The sequence below is a fragment of the Pacificoceanicola niger genome (genome assembly GCF_048553275.1).
Classification (GTDB): domain Bacteria; phylum Pseudomonadota; class Alphaproteobacteria; order Rhodobacterales; family Rhodobacteraceae; genus Pacificoceanicola.
The window spans coordinates 51,961-71,724 of record NZ_JBLZMW010000016.1 but is presented as its reverse complement, the minus strand read 5'-3'; the positions used below and the strand labels follow the sequence as shown (position 1 = coordinate 71,724).

At 63.3% G+C, this 19,764-nt stretch carries 18 protein-coding genes; 3 read left to right on the top strand and 15 right to left on the bottom strand.

The window, feature by feature from the left end; translation table 11 throughout:
* Position 1: 1 nt before the first annotated feature.
* From ACN2XU_RS18335 to ACN2XU_RS18315, 5 genes are all read right to left on the bottom strand, one after another.
* Complete coding sequence (locus ACN2XU_RS18335) at positions 2–2,986, bottom strand: formate dehydrogenase subunit alpha (RefSeq protein ID WP_419411915.1); 2,985 nt, start codon at positions 2,984–2,986, stop codon at positions 2–4.
* A 143-nt stretch (positions 2,987–3,129) separates the two neighbouring features.
* A complete protein-coding gene (locus ACN2XU_RS18330; protein ID WP_419411914.1) occupies positions 3,130–3,315 on the bottom strand; it encodes a twin-arginine translocation pathway signal protein in 186 nt (61 codons plus the stop codon).
* 71 nt (positions 3,316–3,386) lie between these two features.
* Positions 3,387–3,995, bottom strand: a complete 609-nt coding sequence (locus tag ACN2XU_RS18325; RefSeq protein WP_419411913.1) for a TorD/DmsD family molecular chaperone — start codon at positions 3,993–3,995, stop codon at positions 3,387–3,389.
* Between the two features lie 32 nt (positions 3,996–4,027).
* Positions 4,028–4,654, bottom strand: coding sequence for a DUF3306 domain-containing protein (locus ACN2XU_RS18320; protein ID WP_419411912.1), 627 nt, complete (start codon positions 4,652–4,654; stop codon positions 4,028–4,030).
* Positions 4,651–5,187 (bottom strand): DUF3305 domain-containing protein, encoded by a 537-nt coding sequence (locus tag ACN2XU_RS18315; protein ID WP_419411986.1) that lies wholly within the window; start codon positions 5,185–5,187, stop codon positions 4,651–4,653. The genes ACN2XU_RS18320 and ACN2XU_RS18315 overlap by 4 nt, the downstream gene beginning before the upstream one ends.
* A gap of 225 nt (positions 5,188–5,412) precedes the next feature.
* On the opposite strand from ACN2XU_RS18315, the gene ACN2XU_RS18310 reads away from it, so the two are divergent.
* Positions 5,413–7,365 (top strand): 4Fe-4S binding protein, encoded by a 1,953-nt coding sequence (locus ACN2XU_RS18310; protein WP_419411911.1) that lies wholly within the window; start codon positions 5,413–5,415, stop codon positions 7,363–7,365.
* Positions 7,366–7,537: 172 nt separating this feature from the next.
* Here ACN2XU_RS18310 and scpA read toward each other — a convergent pair whose 3' ends face one another.
* Both scpA and ACN2XU_RS18300 read right to left on the bottom strand, forming a co-directional pair.
* On the bottom strand, positions 7,538–9,670 hold the full coding sequence (gene scpA / locus ACN2XU_RS18305) for a methylmalonyl-CoA mutase (protein ID WP_419411910.1): 2,133 nt from the start codon (positions 9,668–9,670) through the stop codon (positions 7,538–7,540).
* Positions 9,633–10,568 (bottom strand): hypothetical protein, encoded by a 936-nt coding sequence (locus ACN2XU_RS18300; protein WP_419411909.1) that lies wholly within the window; start codon positions 10,566–10,568, stop codon positions 9,633–9,635. The genes scpA and ACN2XU_RS18300 overlap by 38 nt, the downstream gene beginning before the upstream one ends.
* Positions 10,569–10,734: 166 nt before the next feature.
* On the opposite strand from ACN2XU_RS18300, the gene ACN2XU_RS18295 reads away from it, so the two are divergent.
* The gene (locus tag ACN2XU_RS18295) at positions 10,735–11,232 is read left to right on the top strand and encodes a DUF4174 domain-containing protein (protein WP_419411908.1); all 498 of its coding nucleotides are present in this window, start codon (positions 10,735–10,737) and stop codon (positions 11,230–11,232) included.
* A 1-nt stretch (position 11,233) separates the two neighbouring features.
* Here ACN2XU_RS18295 and ACN2XU_RS18290 read toward each other — a convergent pair whose 3' ends face one another.
* From ACN2XU_RS18290 to ACN2XU_RS18255, 8 genes are all read right to left on the bottom strand, one after another.
* On the bottom strand, positions 11,234–11,755 hold the full coding sequence (locus ACN2XU_RS18290; RefSeq protein WP_419411907.1) for a hypothetical protein: 522 nt from the start codon (positions 11,753–11,755) through the stop codon (positions 11,234–11,236).
* 75 nt (positions 11,756–11,830) lie between these two features.
* The gene (locus ACN2XU_RS18285) at positions 11,831–12,220 is read right to left on the bottom strand and encodes a hypothetical protein (RefSeq protein ID WP_419411906.1); all 390 of its coding nucleotides are present in this window, start codon (positions 12,218–12,220) and stop codon (positions 11,831–11,833) included.
* A complete protein-coding gene (locus tag ACN2XU_RS18280; RefSeq protein ID WP_419411905.1) occupies positions 12,217–14,220 on the bottom strand; it encodes an acetyl-CoA carboxylase biotin carboxylase subunit in 2,004 nt (667 codons plus the stop codon). Before ACN2XU_RS18280 ends, ACN2XU_RS18285 begins: the two co-directional genes overlap by 4 nt.
* Positions 14,221–14,360: 140 nt before the next feature.
* Positions 14,361–14,573 (bottom strand): hypothetical protein, encoded by a 213-nt coding sequence (locus tag ACN2XU_RS18275; protein WP_419411904.1) that lies wholly within the window; start codon positions 14,571–14,573, stop codon positions 14,361–14,363.
* A gap of 358 nt (positions 14,574–14,931) precedes the next feature.
* A complete protein-coding gene (locus ACN2XU_RS18270) occupies positions 14,932–15,300 on the bottom strand; it encodes a hypothetical protein (RefSeq protein WP_419411903.1) in 369 nt (122 codons plus the stop codon).
* A gap of 111 nt (positions 15,301–15,411) precedes the next feature.
* Positions 15,412–15,552 carry a hypothetical protein gene (locus tag ACN2XU_RS18265; protein ID WP_419411902.1) on the bottom strand — a complete coding sequence of 47 codons (141 nt, stop codon included), beginning with the start codon at positions 15,550–15,552 and terminating at the stop codon, positions 15,412–15,414.
* A gap of 214 nt (positions 15,553–15,766) precedes the next feature.
* The gene (locus tag ACN2XU_RS18260) at positions 15,767–16,294 is read right to left on the bottom strand and encodes a DUF6497 family protein (protein WP_419411901.1); all 528 of its coding nucleotides are present in this window, start codon (positions 16,292–16,294) and stop codon (positions 15,767–15,769) included.
* A 407-nt stretch (positions 16,295–16,701) separates the two neighbouring features.
* Positions 16,702–18,234, bottom strand: coding sequence for an acyl-CoA carboxylase subunit beta (locus tag ACN2XU_RS18255; RefSeq protein WP_419411900.1), 1,533 nt, complete (start codon positions 18,232–18,234; stop codon positions 16,702–16,704).
* Between the two features lie 263 nt (positions 18,235–18,497).
* On the opposite strand from ACN2XU_RS18255, the gene ACN2XU_RS18250 reads away from it, so the two are divergent.
* Positions 18,498–19,724, top strand: coding sequence for a multidrug effflux MFS transporter (locus ACN2XU_RS18250; protein ID WP_419411899.1), 1,227 nt, complete (start codon positions 18,498–18,500; stop codon positions 19,722–19,724).
* Positions 19,725–19,764: the final 40 nt, after the last annotated feature.

Genomic DNA, 19,764 nt, shown 5'->3' with positions numbered 1-19,764 from the left:
CTTACGCTGGCATGATCTTGCAGAGAGTCGCTTTGGTCTCCTGCATCTGGGTCACGCTGTCATAGCCGTAGGTCTGCGCCGTGTTGGTGCTTTCCCCAAGGACATAGGGATCGGCGCCGTCCGGATACTTGGACCGCTGGTCCTCGCCCTGGAAGTGGCCGCCGAAGTGGAAAGGCATGAAGGCCACGCCTGTCCCAACCCGCTCGGTCACCATCGCCATGACCTTGACCTTGCCGCCTTCGGGACCTTCGACCCAGACCTGCGCCCCGTCGCGCACACCAAGATTGTTGGCATCACGCGGGTTGATCTCGATGAACATGTCCTGCTGCAGCTCGGCCAGCCACGGATTGGAGCGCGTCTCGTCGCCCCCGCCCTCATATTCGACCAGACGACCGGAGGTCAGGATGATCGGATACTCCTGGCTGAAGTCCTGCTTCTGGATAGACGCGTACATGGTCGGCACTCGCCAGAACTGACGATCCTCGTAAGTCGCGTATTTGTCCAGAAGATCGCGCCGGTTTGTGTAGAGCGGTTCGCGGTGCAGCGGCACCGGGTCCGGGAACGTCCAGACAACCGCCCGCGCCTTGGCATTGCCGAAGGGTGCGCAGCCGTGCTTGATGGCAACCCGCTGAATACCGCCCGACAGGTCGGTCTTCCAGTTCACGCCGCCAACCTTTTCAGCGTAATCGCTGGGCCGCTCTCCGGTTTGCGATGTCTCGCCAACCTCCTGCTCGCCGTTGCCGGTGCTGTCGACAGGCGCATAGCCCGCAACCTTTTCGATGACACTGCGCTCCTCGTCGGTCAGATCACCATCCCAGCCGAGATCCATCAGCATCTGCATGGTGAATTCGGGATAGCCATCCTGAATTTCAGAGCCGACACTGTAGACACCGTCCGCCAGCAGGTTGTCCCCGTCACGCTCCACGCCGAAACGCGCGCGGAAGGTCAGGCCGCCTTCGGCCACCGGCATGGACATATCATAGAGGTTGGCGGTGCCCGGGTGCTTCATCTCGGGCGTGCCCCAGCAAGGCCACGGCATGCCGTAGAAATCGCCATCGGCCGGACCACCGTTTGCGCGCAGGGTCGTGCGGTCAAAGGTGTGCTGGTTCTCCATGTGCAGCTTGATCCGCTCCGGCGACTGGCCGGTGTAGCCCACCGTCCACATGCCCCGGTTGAATTCGCGGGTCAGGTCTTCGATGTTAGGCTCGCCGTCCTCCACAGCGATATTGCGGAACAGGCGATCGGCAAAACCGAACTTCTCCGCGAACTTCGCTATGATGATATGATCCGGAAGGCTCTCGAACAGCGGATCGACCACCTGCTCGCGCCACTGGATCGACCGGTTGGAGGCCGTCACGGACCCGCGGGTCTCGAACTGTGTCGCCGCCGGCAGCAGGTAAACGCCATCGGTGCGATCATGCAGCACCGCCGACACGGTGGGATAGGGGTCGACCACGACAAGCATGTCGAGCTTTTCCATCGCGGTCTTCATCTCGACCATACGGGTCTGAGAGTTCGGCGCGTGGCCCCAGAGCACCATCGCCCGGGTGTTGTCCGGCTGATCGAGGTTTTCCTTGTCTTCAAGAACACCGTCGATCCAGCGGCTGACCGGTATGCCGGTCAGGTTCATCAGGGCCTTGTCCTTGCCGTCCTTGCCCTTGAGTGTGCCGAACCGGCTCTTCAGCCAATCGAGATCTTCTTCCCAGACCCGCGCCCAATGCGCCCAGGATCCTGCGGACAGGCCATAGTAGCCCGGCAGCGTATCGGCCAGAACGCCAAGGTCGGTTGCCCCCTGCACGTTGTCGTGGCCGCGGAAGATGTTGGTGCCGCCACCGGCGGTGCCCATGTTGCCCAGAGCCAGCTGCAGGATGCAGTAGGCACGGGTGTTGTTGTTGCCGTTGGAGTGCTGCGTGCCGCCCATGCACCAGATCACGGTGCCGGGACGGTTGTTCGCGAGCGTCCGCGCCACGCGTTCAAGCTGCGAACCCGGGGTGCCGGTCACGCGCTCGACCTCTTCGGGCGTCCACTTTGCAACTTCCTCGCGGATCTGATCCATGCCCCAGACACGGGTGCGGATGAACTCCTTGTCCTCCCAGCCGTTCTCGAAGATGTGCCACAGGATACCCCAAACCAGCGCCACATCCGAACCGGGACGGAAGCGGACATATTCATCCGCATGGGCCGCAGTGCGGGTAAAGCGCGGATCGCAGACGATCAGCGGCGCGTTGTTCTGCTCTTTTGCACGCAGAACATGCAGCAGGGAGACGGGATGCGCCTCTGCCGGGTTGCCGCCGATGATGAAGATCGCTCGGCTCTTGTGGATGTCGTTGTAGCTGTTGGTCATGGCGCCGTAGCCCCATGTATTCGCAACGCCCGCAACGGTGGTGGAGTGGCAAATCCGCGCCTGGTGATCGACGTTGTTCGTGCCCCAGTAGGCGGCGAACTTGCGGAACAGGTAGGCCTGTTCGTTGGAATGTTTGGCCGAGCCGAGCCAGTAGACCGAATCCGGGCCGCTTTCGTCGCGGATCGTCATCATCTGGTCGCCGATCTCGTTGATCGCCTGCTCCCAGGAAATGCGCTTCCACTCACCACCCTCTTTTTTCATCGGGTACTTGAGGCGGCGCTCGCCGTGGGCATGTTCGCGCACGGATGCCCCCTTGGCGCAATGGGCACCGAGGTTGAACGGGCTGTCCCAACCGGGCTCCTGCCCGATCCAGACGCCATCGCTGACTTCTGCGATCACGGTGCAGCCCACTGAACAATGGGTGCAAACCGATTTCTTCAGCTCAACCGCGCCGTTGGCGGCGGTCGCTGCGCTGGCTTGCTGTACGGTGCCGCCGGTCGCGGCAATCGCTGCGAGGCCACCAATGGCAAGGCCAGAGCCGCGCAGGAACGCGCGGCGATCAACCGAAGCGTTCGCCGCCTCGGACAGGATACTTGTCCGCTGGGGGCGTCGCGCAACCCCGTTGGTCTTTTTCCTAAGCATGTTTCCATCCTCCCTTGCTTGCTTGGGCTCGCTTGCCCGCGCTCGCTTGGTCACTACTTTCGGCTCTTGGCAGTCGGGCGTCACGCAACCAGTCGCTTTGGCCTTGGCACGTCCGGGCTCATCCCCGGGCGTCCCGTTGCGCGTCAGAAACGCACGCTGTCGAGATAGGCGCGGGTGTGCGCCGTGTCCTGCATCTTGTCTGATGACAGGTCGGGTTCAGCCGCTTGCGCCGCGCCGCCCGTGGTCGCAACCGCAACAGCCGCAACCGGCGCTGTCGTCGCAGCCACTTTCAGAAAGTCACGGCGCGTGGCCCCGTCCTTCTTTTCCATGAGAGTCCTCCTCTCTGCTAATGGACGGTCTCCCGCCCGCCATGCCCTTCCGAATCGGAAGGACGGTGAATTCAGGTGCTGCTCATGCGGAAGGCCTCGGCCTCGATCTGCATGAACTGCTTGCCCAACGTTCCGACCGGGGCATAGAACACGGAGTTCTTCGCTCCTTCGAGGTCGGAAAAGAAGTGTCCGGCCCAAGGTCCGATATGCCGGTTAAAAAAATCTCTCTGCTGGCCCAGACTCGCCGGCGCGCCGAACCGGCCAATGATCATCGCGCCCATCATCTCCATCAGGCTCGCAATATTATCCTCGGGCTCAAAGGTGTTCTCCGCCCGCGCCAGGCCGCGCGCCGTCATGTCCTGCCGCAGCAGCGCCAGCGGCTTTTCGTTGAGAAACCCGGTGAGATAATAGCTGGCATAGGGCAGAAGCTCGCCGCGCCCCAACCCGATGAACAGACGGTTGTACTCGCTCTCGACCGACACGGGCTTGGTCAGTTTCGCCAGCTTTCCTAGCGTCACGATCGCCTGCCCCAACTCGCTGTCATCGCCTTCGAGTCCGGCCGTCTGATCAAGCAGCATGCGATCCGGCGGCCGCGCCAGAATCACACCAAGATAATTGTAAAGATCGGCGCGCAGCCGATCCTCTTGAGCGATTTCGGCGCGCTCGGCGGTGACATTCATTCCTGGCTCATCCTCGCTGGCGTGGCTCAATTTCAGACCTCGGGATCGAACCGGAACCGCATACGCCGCGCGGACGCGGGTTGTGCATCTGCCGTATCGCCCTCAGAACCCGAAGGCTGCGCCATCGCTGTCCGGTCTTCTGACACGGCGGGCGCGGACGTCTCGGCGACAGATTGAACTGATTCTGGCTCCGCATCCTCCGGCGGCTCTGTGTCCGGTTCGGGCTCGGCGGGGTCGTCTCCCATTGTCAGCGCAGATTGCCGCGCTTTTTCTTCTGCGTCAAGGACATGCGCCAGCAAACCCTTCCCCACCTGGTAGGTGGTTTTCAGGTTCGGAACAGCCACGGCGGCGTCCGTAAAATCGTCGTCATAATCCACAAGCCCGTCGAGATTGGCCAACACCGGGTTGAGCCCCCAGAGCCGCCGCAGCGCCCGCCGCCGCAGCCTCTCAGGCAGCGCATCGGTCAGGAACTTCTTAATCATGTCCGGGTCGGTCACCGTATCCGGGTCCGGCAGGCCAAGCTCGGCCAGCAAAGCTTCGTCGGGACGCTCGGCCAGCGCCGCGTCGGCCTGCTGCTTCTCGCGCTCGGCCTCCGCTTTCCGCTCCGCCAAGGCCTCGGCCTCGACCGCGGCCTTGCGCTTTCCCCAAAATCCGCTCACTGCAACCGCCGTTTCTTCAAGCTCGGCGAGGCATAGACATCAGCCGCCGTGCCGATACGCGGATCGCCAATGCCGTCTTCCCTTGCGTCGATCCGCGTCTTGTCGCGGCGCCGTTTCACGAAAACCTCTTCCTTGTGGTAGGTCTCGACGAACTCCCGGACCCAAGCCAAAAGCCCCGGCGGCATCGGCACCTTCTCGACGATTTCCTCGCCGCTGTCCGAATAATCCTGCGCCTCATAGGGCGAGGCCGTAACCAGAACCATGTCCAGCGGGCTCTCGCCCAGGCCTTCGTCGCGCATCACCACGAAAACGCTTGGCACCTCGGCGCCAAGCCCATGCACGTAGGCTTCGGTCTCCGCCCCGTGCAGCTCCAGTGTCAGGCTCCCGGCGAGGTATTCGACCGCATCGCCCTCCTGACGCAACACCCGCCAATCCCCGTCGCTCACGCCCGGCAGCACCGCCACCGCGCGCCAGGCATATTTCGCCCACCGGGTCACCCCCGGCGTGCGCCGCAATACGATCCCGAGGGGCATGGTCTGGTACATCGCCGGATTGTGAATCACGCGCCGCTGTCCTTTTGAGTAAGACGTGTCAGACATCCTGATAACCCGGCGAAATAGAGGCAAGTCCGGGGAAAACAAACTTACGCGATCAAGGTATGTCGTTGCATAGCCCTAACATCTTTGATCGAATATAAAAAAACAAGTACAAAGCCGACGAACCGGGGCCCTCCGGACTGCCGGCGACCGGGGAGAACCATGGCCACACGCATCATCACCTGCACCTGCGAAGGCTCGCAGACCATCGACGCCGACGCATTGTCCCGTGTTACCGGCCTGCCGGTGTCCAAACCCTGCAACGCGCTGTGTACCAGCGAGATCGAATCCGCCGCGCGCGACATCGCATCGGGCGACGTCATGATCTGCTGCGCACAGGAAAGCCGCCTCTTCGAGGCCCTCGCCGAAGAACTGGATGTGCCAGCACCCGCCTTCGCCGATCTGCGCGACCGCGCGGGCTGGAGCGAGGAGGGGGACGCGGCCACGCCGAAGATGGCCGCGCTTCTGGCCGACGCGCTGATGCCCGCCAGCCCCGGAAAATCACTGGACGTAATCAGCGAAGGGCTTTGCCTTATCCTCGGCGCGCCGCAGATCGCCCTCTCTGCCGCAGAGGCGCTGAAGGATCATCTGGCCGTGACCGTCCTGCTCGACACCGCCGAGGACCTGCCCGTCACGCGCGATTTCGACGTGGTCGTGGGACAATTGCGCGGCGCCACCGGCGCACTTGGCGGCTTTTCCCTGCGCATCGACGCACTGCAAATGGTCGAACCGGGCGGGCGCGGCGGGTTCACCCTCTCCGAGCCGCGCGACGGCGGCCGCACCGAATGTGACATCGTGCTCGACTTGCGTGGCACCACGCCGCTGTTTTCCGCCCATGAGAAACGCGAGGGCTACCTGCGCTCCGACCCCGGGCATCCCGGCGCGGTCTCTGCGGCGATCCTCGCCGCCTCGCATCTCACCGGCACCTTTGAAAAACCGCTTTACGTGCGGATGGAGCCGACCCTTTGCGCCCATTCCCGCGCCGAGCAGACCGGGTGCACCCGCTGTCTCGATCTCTGCCCCACCGGCGCAATCACCCCCGCAGGCGAACACGTCACCGTCGATCCAATGATTTGCGCTGGCTGCGGTGCCTGTTCTGCCGCCTGCCCGTCCGGCGCCATCGGCTATGACGCCCCGCCCGTGGACCTGACCATGCGGCGGGTCCAATCGCTGGCCAAGACCTTCGTGGACGCGGGCGGCATCGCGCCCCGCCTTCTCGTCACCACCGAGCACGGCAGCGAAATGATCCGCCTCGCCGCGCGCTTTGGTCGCGGCCTGCCCGCCGATGTAATCCCCCTCGACGTGCCCGCGCTGAACCTCTTTGGCCACGCGGAGATGACCGCCGCCCTCGCGGCGGGCTTCGTCTCCGTTGGTCTCGTGCCCTCGCCGGGCACCGACCGCGAGGCGCTCGACGTACAGATCGCCTTGACCAATGCCATCGCCGGTCCGGACCGTGCGGTGCTGCTGGACCATGCGGACCCGGATGCCCTCTGTGACGCTCTCTTCGGGCAAGACGTCGCGGCCGCCGCAGTTGTGCAGCCCGTCCGCCCTATGGGGACCCGCCGCCAGATCACCCGCCAGGCCGCCCGCGCCTTGCATCCGGATCACAGCACGCTTCCTTTGCCCGAAGGTGCGCCCTATGGCGCGGTTCTGGTCGATACCGACGCCTGCACACTCTGTCTGTCCTGCGTCTCGCTCTGCCCCTCCGGCGCCCTCGGCGACAACCCCGACCGCCCGCAGTTGCTCTTTCAGGAGGACGCCTGCTTGCAATGCGGCCTTTGCGCCAACATCTGCCCGGAAACCGCCATCACGCTCCAGCCGCAGCTGGACCTGTCCGATGCCGCCCTCTCGCAGCGCATCCTGCACGAAGAAGAACCCTTTGCCTGCATCGAATGCGGCGCGCTGTTCGGGGTGAAATCGACCATCGACCGGATCACCGAAAAGCTCGCGTCGCATTCGATGTTCGCGGGCGGGGACAAGCTGCGGATGATCCAGATGTGCGACGATTGCCGCATCACCACACAATATCACTCGGACGACAGCCCGTTCAAAGGCCCCGACCGCCCGAAGCCCCGGACAACGGACGATTATCTGTCAAAGCGGCGGGATCATTGACGGCAGCGGCGGGATTTGCCTGAAAGGCCCATCGGTTTTCCTCGCCACAGGCGCACGCCCCGCCTAACCCTATAGCGCAGCGCTTGCGCAAATTGCCAAAAAGGGGCCGCGCAGCAATATTGCGCGGCCCCCTTCGGTAGATCGTGATGCACCGAAGGCGCTCGGCGCGATATCAGCCCTGCCGGGTCTCGCGGATGATCTTCAGGATGTCCTGCGCCGCTTCAGGGATGTTCGTTCCCGGACCAAAGATCGCCTTGACCCCGGCGTTGTACAGGAACTCGTAGTCCTGATGCGGGATCACCCCGCCGCAGATCACGATGATATCCCCTGCGCCCTGCGCCTTCAGTTCCTCAACCAACTGCGGTGCCAGCGTCTTGTGTCCGGCGGCCTGCGACGAGATCCCGATCACGTGCACATCGTTGTCGATGGCATCCTGCGCCGCCTCCGCAGGCGTCTGGAACAACGGGCCGACGTCCACGTCAAAGCCGATATCGGCAAAGGCCGTCGCGATCACCTTGGCGCCGCGGTCATGCCCGTCCTGCCCCATCTTGACCACCAACATGCGCGGGCGGCGGCCTTCGTCCTCGGCAAAATCATCCACGGCCTTCTGGATCGCCGCAAACCCTTCGTCGCCCTCGTAAGCCGCGCCATACACGCCGGCCAGGGTCCGCACCTCGGCGCGGTGACGGCCGAATTCCTTTTCCATCGCCATGCTGATTTCTCCAACAGTGGCCCGAGCCCGCGCTGCATCCACAGCCGCCTCAAGCAGGTTTCCTCCCTCCTTCGCGCGCCGTGTCAGCTCATCCAGAGCCGCTTGACAGGCCGCTGTATCGCGGCTGGCGCGGATCTTCTCCAGCGCCGCCACCTGGCCGACCCGAACCTTCGCGTTGTCGATGTCGAGAATGTCGAGATCGTCTTCCGTCTCAAGCCGGTACTTGTTGACCCCGACGATCACATCGCTGCCACGGTCGATATCCGCCTGACGCCGCGCCGCAGTCTCCTCGATGCGCAGCTTCGGCATGCCGCTCTCGACCGCGCGGGTCATGCCACCCATCTCGTCGACCTCTTCAATCAGCGCCCATGCGGCTTCGGCCAGATCATGGGTCAGCTTTTCGACGTAATACGACCCGGCCAGCGGATCGACCACCTTGGTCACGCCGGTCTCTTCCTGCAGGATAAGCTGCGTGTTCCGGGCGATCCGGGCACTGAATTCCGTCGGCAATGCAATGGCTTCATCCAGAGCGTTGGTGTGCAGCGACTGCGTCCCGCCAAGCACCGCGCTCATCGCCTCATAAGCCGTGCGGATGACGTTGTTGTACGGGTCCTGCTCGGTCAGCGACACGCCAGACGTCTGGCAATGGGTGCGCAGCATCTTCGAGCGGTCGTTCTTCGCGCCCAGATCGGTCATGATCCGGTGCCAGAGCATTCGCGCCGCACGCAGCTTGGCCACTTCCATGAAGAAATTCTTGCCAATGGCGAAGAAGAAGCTCAGCCGCCCGGCAAACTTGTCTACGTCCATGCCCGCTTCCATCGCGGTCTTCACGTATTCCTTGCCATCCGCGAGCGTGAAGGCCAGTTCCTGCACGAGGTTCGCGCCCGCTTCCTGCATGTGATAGCCGGAAATCGAGATCGAATTGAACTTCGGCATTTCGTTCGACGTATACTCGATAATGTCCGAAATGATCCGCATCGAGGGCGCCGGCGGATAGATATAGGTGTTGCGGACCATGAACTCCTTCAGAATGTCGTTCTGGATAGTCCCCGACAGCACGGCACGGTCATGGCCCTGCTCCTCGCCCGTCACGATGAAATTGGCGAGGATCGGGATCACCGCGCCGTTCATCGTCATCGACACCGACACCTTGTCGAGCGGAATGCCGTCGAAGAGGATCTTCATGTCCTCGACACTGTCGATCGCCACACCGGCCTTGCCCACATCGCCCACGACGCGCGGATGATCGCTGTCGTATCCGCGGTGCGTGGCCAGATCGAAGGCCACCGAAACCCCCTGCTGCCCCGCGGCCAACGCCTTGCGATAAAACGCGTTCGATTCCTCTGCGGTGGAAAAGCCTGCGTATTGCCGGATCGTCCAGGGACGGCCGGCGTACATCGTCGCCTTCACACCGCGCGTGAACGGCCCGATGCCGGGCACACCACCCATATGCGGCAGGTCCGCGACGTCGTCGGCAGTATAAAGCGGCTTGACCGGGATGCCCTCCAGCGTGTCCCAGGTCAGATCGTCCAGCGGCCGTCCCCGCAGTTCCTTTTCAGCGAGTTGGCGCCAGTCTTCGGGCAGATCCGTCATGTCCATGTCCTCTCAAGTCATGTCCCACGACCAGCGTTTTCGCCGTTTTCGCGGGCTCAGGGTCCTGTGTCAGTCGCGCCAATCCATCCGCCCCGGCGCGCAGCCAGAACAGATCATCGGCGTAGGCCTCGCGCAGCCGCGCGGCCTGGTCATCGGTGAAGGGCTGCCAGCGGCCGTCGCCGGTGGGCAGCAGGGTGGCGTCGCCGCCGCGCTGCTCTACCACCTGGCGCAATTTCGGCAGCAATGGCCGCTGGTTGAGCCAGAAAGCATCGGGGTTGCCGCCAAGCGGCCAATCCCGCCCCGCCATCTGTGAAAATAGCAGATCCGGCCGCGATCCGAAGACCTCGAAGGGCGAGACGATAATCTCGCTGTCCGGGCAGGCACAGGCCAGATCGGTGATCACATGACGCCAGCTTCGCGTGGCACTGGCGATCTGCTCCATGGCCGCCGCCGGGGGAATGCCGCCGCCGCGCGGCACCAGGAAGGCCATCACCGAAGCCCACCAATGATCGAGCGAGCGGACCTGCAGAACCACGCGGCTGACCGGGGCAAATGCCGCATGCAGCCGCGTCATGCGCAGGCCGATCTCAGGATACAGCGCGCGCGCCCGCAGGCACCGCCGGGGCGTGCCAATCAGGTTCTCGTCAGACACGATCAGCACGTTGGCGCCGCGCCGCTCCGCGCCATTCAGGTTGAGCCGGACCCGTCCCACACTGCGCCGCGCCTGTGCCGAGCTGACCGGCGCATCCGCCACGCCATGCAAGAGCCCCGTGCGTGTGCGCCCCGGCCCCCAAAACCCAACGCCATGACCGGCCAGCGGCCCGGCATGGGCGCGCATGAAGTGCTGAAAACTGGTCGAGGCTGTGCGATGCGCCCCGATATGCAAGATAACGTCCATGAACCTTCCAGACCGCACCCTGCACCCGGCCCCCTTGGCCCGGCTCATGTCGCGGATGCGCCATGATGGCAACACCGCCGTCACGATCCGGTTAAAGTTAAAATTTTCGCGGTCACCGACCCTGCAGCCCTGTGCAGCACGCCCATCACACCCTATATCAGAAGGCATGAAGCCCCTGTTTGCCTTTGCCTTTTCGGCCATGATGTTGTCGTTGACCCTGCCGGGTGCGACCCGCGCCGCTGAGGATGCGTTGCCCGATCCACCGATTTTGACCGCTGCGGAGACATCGCTCGAAGATTGGATATGGCTGAAACGGCCTGTGGTGGTCTTTGCCGACAATCCCGCCGATCCGCGATATGTCGAACAGATGCAGCTGATCGTCTCGCGCATGGATGCGCTTGTGCTGCGCGATGCGGTCGTGATCACCGACACGGATCCCGCAGCCCGATCCGACGTCCGCCTTGCTCTGCGCCCCCGAGGGTTCATGCTGGTCGTTCTGGCCAAGGATGGCTCCGTCGTGATCCGCAAACCGGCCCCGTGGGACGTGCGCGAGATAAGCCGCTCCATCGACAAGCTGCCGCTGCGCCAGCAGGAAGTGAAGGACCGCCGCGACGCGCTCCGCCGCCAGACGACGGACGAGACAACGGATGTGACCACGGAGTGAGCTAGCTCTTGGTGCGCACGAAAAACGCTTTGTTGAGAGGCCGGTAGAGCAGAACCAGCGCATAGTTGACCGGATCGTAGATCATCGTTGTGTCCGTCGACATCAGCACCGTAAAGGCATCCTGCGCAAACACATCGTCCATGCAGCGCTTGCCCGGGCCGATAAAGCTGCTCAAAAGGCCAAGCCCCTTGAACAGGTTGATCGACATCAGCTGCTCCGAAATCTGGTTCGGCGTCACGCCCGGCATGTCGAAGGCCACGACCTGCTTGTTCTCCAGATGCGGGATCGCTGCCCGCACGCTTTCCACCACGGCCGGTCCGCGGCGCGCCCTCAGCTCCGGCGAGATCGTGGAAAACCGCCCGATGGTGCAGTCGGCGTCCGAATGGAAGACCTCCGTTTCCGCCAGGAAAACCCAGCCCGCCATCAGCTGCCGCGCTTCTGCCTCGGTGTCCAACTGACAGCCCATCAGCACCGCCAAAGCGGTCACGAGCATTAACAATCGGCGCAGGAGCAGCGGACCCATCGGGCCTCCCTTCGGGCAGCGGTCCCGAAGCTATAGCCGCAAATCCTTGCGAATCCCTTTTCGGCAGAGCCGCGCTCATCCGCCCGGCCCTTGCATCGCCGTCTGCTGCGCGGCAAGCCCGCCAGCGGCAAATACGCCCGCCGCACAGATGACGAAGGCCTCGACCGCGCTGACGAACCCGCTGTAGATCAGCGCCGCCATCACCACAAATCCGGCCACGATCAGCCCAAAGGCGCCCCCGAACACTCGCCCCGGCGCAGTCCCGGCAAGCGTCCGCAGCAGCAGTGCATAGACCAGCGCCGCAAGAACCGTCGCCACGGCGGCAATCACCAGATGCCAGACAAGGGGCGAGCCTTTCAGCCCGGCAAAGAGGGCCACGCCCGCCTCGCCCGCGCCGAACAGCACGGCAAGCCCGGCCGCAAAGGCCAGAGTGTGCCGAAGCCAGAGCCCGCCCGCTGTCATCATTCGAATTCCATGATCACATCATCAACCGCCAGGCTGTCGCCCGCCGCCGCATTGACCTTGGAGACCACCCCTGTCTTCTCGGCGCGCAGGATATTCTCCATCTTCATCGCCTCGACGGTGCAGAGCGCCTGCCCTTCCTGAACCTCGTCGCCCGCCGCGACATTGACCTTCACGATCAATCCCGGCATCGGGCAAAGCAGCAGTTTGGAGGTGTCCGGTGGCAGTTTTTCGGGCATCAACGCGGCCAATTCCGCCTGACGCGGGGTGCGCACATGCACCTTCAGGTCCGCCCCGCGCGAGCGGATGCGGAAGCCGTGGGTGATCTTGTCGACCTTGAGCACCAGCGGCGTGCCGTTCACCGTCATCCGGGCCAGCGTATCTCCGGGCGTCCAATCGCCCTCGACGCGCACCGTGGTGCCATCCTCGAAGCTCACGTCAGAACCGCTCTTGTCTGCCTTGATGATGAGCGGCCAGGGCACTTCACCGCCCGCCTGCACAACCCAGCTTTCGCCGACCTTACGCTCGTGGTTGTCGATGGTTCCGGAAATCCGCGCCCGGCGAATCTCGGCCACGCGGTTCATGGCAGCCGCCGCCGCAGCAATCCGCTTCAAGGACTCCTCGCCCAGATCGACACCGTGGAACCCGTCCGGATATTCCTCGGCGATGAAGGCCGTTGTCATGTCCCCGCTGATAAATTTCGGATGATCCATGACCGCCGCGACGAAGGGCAGGTTGTGCCCGATGCCTTCGACTTCGAAACTGTCGAGCGCGTTGCGCATGGTCTCGATCGCCTCGCCACGCGTCTTGCCCCAGGTGCAGAGCTTGGCGATCATCGGGTCGTAATACATACTGATCTCGCCGCCCTCGAAGACGCCGGTGTCGTTGCGCACGATGCCATCGAGCAGAGCGCCTTCGGCGGGCGGACGGTAGCGGGTCAGACGGCCAATCGACGGCAGGAAGCCGCGATAGGGATCTTCGGCATAAAGCCGGTTTTCAATGGCCCAGCCGTTGATCTTCACATCGTCTTGGGTGATCGACAGCGGTTCGCCATTGGCCACGCGGATCATCTGCTCCACGAGGTCGACGCCGGTGATCAACTCCGTCACCGGATGCTCCACCTGCAGGCGGGTGTTCATCTCAAGGAAGTAGAAATTGCGATCCCCGTCCACGATGAATTCCACCGTACCTGCGCTGGCATAGCCCACGGCCTTGGCCAAGGCGACGGATTGCTCGCCCATGGCCTTGCGCGTGGCTTCGTCAAGGAACGGGCTCGGCGCTTCTTCGACGACCTTCTGGTTCCGGCGCTGGATCGAGCATTCGCGCTCGTTAAGGTAAATCCCATTGCCATGCGCGTCGCAGAGCACCTGGATCTCGATGTGGCGCGGCTGAGTCACGAATTTCTCGATGAAGATCCGATCATCGCCAAAGCTGCTGGCCGCTTCGTTCTTGGACGACTGGAAGCCCTCGCGCGCCTCTTCGTCGTTCCAGGCGATCCGCATGCCCTTTCCGCCGCCCCCGGCGCTGGCCTTGATCATCACCGGATAGCCGACCTCGCCCGAGATCTTCACCGCCTCGTCCGCGTCCTCGATCAGCCCCATGTAGCCCGGAACGGTCGAAACATTGGCTTCCTGCGCAATCTTCTTGGAGGTGATCTTGTCGCCCATCGCCTCGATCGCCTTCACCGGCGGCCCGATGAACGCCACACCGGCGGCCTCAAGCGCCTCGGCGAATTTCGGGTTCTCCGAAAGGAAGCCATACCCCGGATGCACCGCCTGAGCGCCAGATTGCCTGATCGCGTCCATGATCTTGTCGATTACGATATAGGACTGATTGGCCTGTGGCGGGCCGATGTGGATCGCCTCATCGGCCATTTCCACGTGCAGCGCGTTCTTGTCAGCGTCGGAGTAGACGGCAACCGTTTTGATGCCCATCTTGCGGGCGGTCTTGATGACCCGGCAGGCGATCTCGCCCCGGTTGGCGATCAGGATCTTGTCGAACATGTCTGTCCTCTCTTCTTCATTGGCCCTGCTGGGGCGTATGGGTCCGGGCATGAAAAAGCCGCCCACGGGACAAACCCGGGGCGGCCGTAACAAACCTATCCGGGCGAGCCGCGAGGCCCGCACCGGTCACGTCGGAAAATTTAGCGGTTGGCGCAGAGCGCCGGGGTGACGTCGTCACAGACAACGCCCGCCGTGCCGCCGATGGCCGCGCCCGCAGCCACGTTATTGCCGGTAGCCGCAGCCGTCGCCGCGCCGGTTCCGGCACCGATAACGCCGCGCTCAAGGTCGGTGCCTTCACAGGCAGCAAGACCGGCACAGGCAACAAGGGCGAGGGTGAAAGCTTTGGTACGCATAGGGTTTTCTCCGTCTGTCGGTAAGGTGCGATATGCACCATTGTCTGACGGGACAACGCATCCGCACAACGCTTCGTTCCAAGACGAAACGCAAATGCGCAGATCCTTGCATAGGGGGCGGCAGGACTACGCCGACGGCCCGAAAGGGATAGGAGAAAGAAGGTGCCGGGCGGGCCGCTTGGGGACGAAGAGCACCGCCCGGCGAGGGATGGATCACAGGCTTTATCGCTCAAAAACGCGATCGGGGACACCTGCGACAATCCTAAGATGTCCGAGTCTGCGCCCCCCGCAAGACCCGGCAAAAAGCCGCGCAGGGATTGAGCCTGTTTCTGCCCAACGGGATGCGCGGTCGGCAGGATCACGCCCAATCCTCCTCGTCGGCCTCAAAGGTCTCCGGAAACGCGGCCCGCGCCGCGGTCTCGTCGATGACCAGCATGGCCTCATAGCTTTCGGGATCGAAGGTGTCGGGATCCACGGGCCGCACCTCGCGCCCGAACAGCCACGACAGCCGTCCGGCGTCGAGATTGCCGCGCTCGAACGGCTCTGTGCCGAATTGCTCCCACAGCGCTTTCATGAAGCCCGCATCGGCGCGCTTGTCCGCCGGACGGCGGTCGCGGAAGCGCTCGCGGGGGGTGAGCGGGGTGGCGCCCTTGGGATTGGCGCGGCGCAAGGTGAACTGGAAATCCGTACCGGGCAGGCGGCCCGGGAAGCCGCGGTGCTTCAGCATGCCCCGCCCTCCTGAAGTTTGGTGGCGGGAAAACGAGACGCGCGGCACGGCATGTCCCGGTGGTGACAGGGCGAAGGCGGGACGGGCGAAACCGCCCGTCCCGACGTCGTTTTACTTGTACTTGCCGGTGTAGACGGGCTCGACCGAGATGGGCTCGGGATCGACCACGACGTACTCTTCTTCTTGCTGGCCGCAAGCCGAGAGGCCTGCAACAAAACCCAGCATGGCAAGAAGCTTGATGCTCTTGGACATCTGTTACTCCTGTCAATTTCGACGGGGCCCATGCGACGCGTACGCCTCAGGGAACCCCAGTTCGAGGTATCGATTGCTTGGGTGCAATCATCGTTAACGATAGCCCTGCCCGGATCGAAAAGATATGCCCGCACGCGGATGGCGGCCGGTTGTGTCACGAAAGCCTCAAAACCACCGCCACATGAGGAATGCACCGCAAGATGTTGTACACCCATCAAAACGCCTCCCAGATGCAGACCGCGCCATCGACGCTGTAGCTTTCGAAGAACTGCACGGCGTCGGGTGTCATCACGCCGAACTCAACCGGTTCGGACATCAGCGTAATGACAATCCGCCCTGGCTGCGGACCGGTTCCGGCCAATCGCGGCAACGCATATTCAGTGCACAGGGCCTCCATGTCGGCGGCCACCGTCTCATATTCGGTCTCGCCCTCTGCAATCTGCGGCGCCAGAAAGCGGAACCTGTAGGTCAGCCCGCTGCCCGGCTCGTCCCAGATCAAGTCATGAAATCGGACGTCGAGCCCCGACGGGACTGCCACGAGCGCCTCTTGCGCCGTCCCGGTATCGGCGCAGGCCGCTACGGCGCCGCACAGGCCAAGACCCGCGAACAAACTCGCGGCGACAACGGACAGGGTTTTCTGAAACGATGACGCGCAGCCCCGACCCCACCTTGTGAGTCCTCCCGTCGGGGCCGCGCCTGTCCCGGGCGCACCCGGGTAGGTATTCGATATCGGCGCATTCATCGTGCGCCCTCCGCCGCCCATGTCAGCCACCTTGCGCGATGCGCCGGGCTGTCCAGAAGCGACTGTATGCGGGCCTCGGTATCTCCCGGCGCGCGCGATGGGGTCAGGAACTGGCCACCTGCGGTCAAAGAGATTCCATGTTCCGCCGCGACAAGTTGTATCACCGGAGAAAATCCACGCAAGCGCTTAAATTGACGCCAAAGATCTTGCCGGACCTGCCGCGCGAGCCGCCCCCGTCCCACCTGTGGAAAAAGGCTGGTGGCGGACACATCGAAGCGCGCAGGCCAATGCCGGGCAAGCACATAGCCTTCCGCGCCACGCCACTCATGCCACCCGCCACGCAGCAAACGGGTCGGCGGCGCGTCGGGGCGCGGCAAGGTAAGGGGCTGATTGGCCATCGTCAACACTCAGAGCGGAATGTTGTCGTGCTTCTTCCACGGGTTCTTCAGCTGCTTGTTGCGCAGCATCGCGAAGGCCCGGGACACACGCTTGCGGGTGGATTTCGGCTGGATCACCTCGTCGATGAAACCGCGCTCCGCCGCCACGAAGGGATTGGCAAAGCGGTCTTCATACTCCGCCGTATGGGCCGCGATCTTCTCGACATTGCCAAGATCGGCGCGGTGGATGATCTCCGTCGCCCCCTTGGCCCCCATCACCGCGATCTCCGCCGTCGGCCAGGCATAGTTCAGATCCCCCCGCAGGTGCTTGGAGGCCATCACGTCATAGGCACCGCCGTAGGCCTTGCGCGTGATCACCGTCACCTTCGGCACCGTCGCCTCACCATAGGCAAAGAGCAATTTGGCACCGTGCTTGATGACGCCGCCGTATTCCTGGCTGGTCCCGGGCAGGAAACCCGGCACATCCACGAATGTCAGGATCGGGATCTCGAAGGCATCGCAGAAGCGCACGAAGCGCGCCGCCTTGCGCGACGAATCGATGTCCAGGCATCCGGCCAAAACCATCGGCTGGTTCGCCACCACGCCCACCGTACGTCCTTCGAGACGGATGAACCCGGTGATGATGTTCTTGGCGAAATTTTCCTGGATCTCGTAGAAATCCGCCTCATCCGCGACCTTCAGGATCAGCTCCTTCATGTCGTACGGCGTGTTGGCATTCTCCGGAATGATCGTGTCGAGGCTGGTGTCGATCCGATCCACATCGTCAAAGAATGGCCGCACGGGCGGCTTTTCGCGGTTGTTCAGCGGCAGGAAATCGACAAGGCGCCGTACTTCGGCCAACGCCTCCACATCGTTTTCGAACGCGCCATCCGCAACGGAGGATTTCCGGGTATGAGTCGAGGCCCCGCCAAGCTCTTCTGCCGTCACTTGCTCATTGGTGACCGTCTTGACCACATCGGGGCCGGTGACGAACATATAGGAGCTGTCTTTCACCATAAAGATGAAGTCGGTCATCGCCGGAGAATAGACCGCTCCGCCCGCGCAGGGACCCATGATCACGGAGATCTGCGGCACGACGCCGGACGCCATGATATTGCGCTGGAAAATCTCGGCATAGCCTGCCAGTGCGTCTACGCCTTCCTGAATGCGCGCGCCGCCACTGTCGTTCAGCCCGATGACCGGCGCGCCGTTCTGCACCGCCATGTCCATGATCTTGCAGATCTTCTGCGCATGGGTGGCCGAAACGGAGCCGCCAAGCACGGTGAAGTCCTGTGAAAAGACATAGACCATGCGGCCATTGATCGTACCCCAGCCGGTCACCACCCCGTCACCATAGGGACGGTTGTCCTCCATGCCGAAGTCGTTGCAGCGGTGGGCGACGAACATGTCGTATTCTTCAAAGCTGCCTTCATCTAGCAGCAGCTCGATCCGTTCGCGCGCCGTCAGCTTGCCCTTGGCGTGCTGCGCCTCGATCCGCTTTTGCCCGCCACCGAGCCGTGCGCCCTCGCGCCGCTCATGCAGTTCCGCAAGAATGTCTTTCATCGTCCATCCCTTCCCGTGTCCGGCTTGCCTTCCCCACCAAACGCCTGCTTCGCGGCTGCAGCAAATATGCGACATCGGAACGAGTCAGCATTGGACGGGCACTTTTGCCTTAAAATACGGGTGCGGCCCTGTCACTCAAGCCTTTCTTGGCAAATTTGCAAATTCTGCATATGCACTGGGATGCAAATTGCAAAAATGCAAATTACATGCCAATGTCATGCAATATATGGACAAGCCCGCCAGAGGGGCGTACCGCTTTCCGGATGACCGATCCGAGACCCGTGCGCTTTCTCGACCGCACCACCCCACCGCATATCGTCACGCTCGTGCTGCTATCCGGCATGTCGGCGCTGGTGATGAACATCTTCATCCCGAGCCTGAACGCAATGGCGGACTGGTTCAACACGGAATACGGCGTGATGCAGCTTGCGGTTGCCGGTTACCTGGCAATGAACGCAGTGCTGCAGATCTTCATCGGACCGCTCTCCGACAAATTTGGCCGCAGGCCTGTGATCCTCGCCGGGCTTGCCATTTTCTGCGTCGCGACCGTTGGCTGCATCTTTGCCCAGGACATCGTCACCTTTCTTGTCTTCCGCATGATCCAGTCGGCCATCGTTGTCGCCATGGTGCTCAGCCGCGCGGTGGTGCGCGACCTTTTCCCGCCGAATCAGGCCGCCTCGATGATCGGCTATGTGACCATGGGCATGGCCATCGTGCCGATGATCGCCCCCGCCATCGGCGGCGCACTGTCCGAGTTCTTCGACTGGCACGCCACCTTCTGGCTGATGCTGCTGCTCGGGCTGCTGACCCTCTGGCTGACATGGCGCGACCTCGGAGAGACCGCCACCCGCAGCACGCTCTCCCTTGCCCGGCAATTCGCCGAATACCCCGAACTGCTGCGTTCGCCGCGCTTCTGGGGCTATGCCCTCGCCTGCGCATTCTCCTCCGGCGCGTTCTTCTCCTACGTCGGCGGGGCCTCCTTTGTCGGCACCGAAGTCTTCTCGCTCAGCCAATCGCAGCTCGGCTTCTACTTCGGCGCACCGGCCATCGGCTATGCCTTGGGCAACTTCATCTCCGGGCGGTACTCCATGCGGATCGGCCTGAACCCTATGATGCTTTACGGTGGTGCCATCGTCACCGCCGGGATGCTGGCCTCGGTCCTGACCTTCCTTCTGGGCGGCGGCAGCGCACCAACCTTCTTCGGCTTCATGACGCTCGTCGGCCTCGGCAACGGGCTGACGATCCCCAATGCCACCGCCGGTATGCTCTCGGTGCGGCCTCACCTCGCGGGGACAGCGTCGGGCCTCGGCGGGGCAATCATGATCGGCGGCGGCGCGGCGCTCTCGGCTTTGGCCGGGGCGATGCTGCAACCGGGGTCGGGCGCCATGCCGCTGCTGCTGCTCATGGCCCTCTCCGGCGCGCTTTCCGTCATCGCTTCGCTTTTGGTCATTGCTCGCGCCCGGCGCCTCGGAGGACTGGACGCCGCCTGAGCCTTCTGCAAAGTTGCAACCACGCGGTGGCAAACTTGCA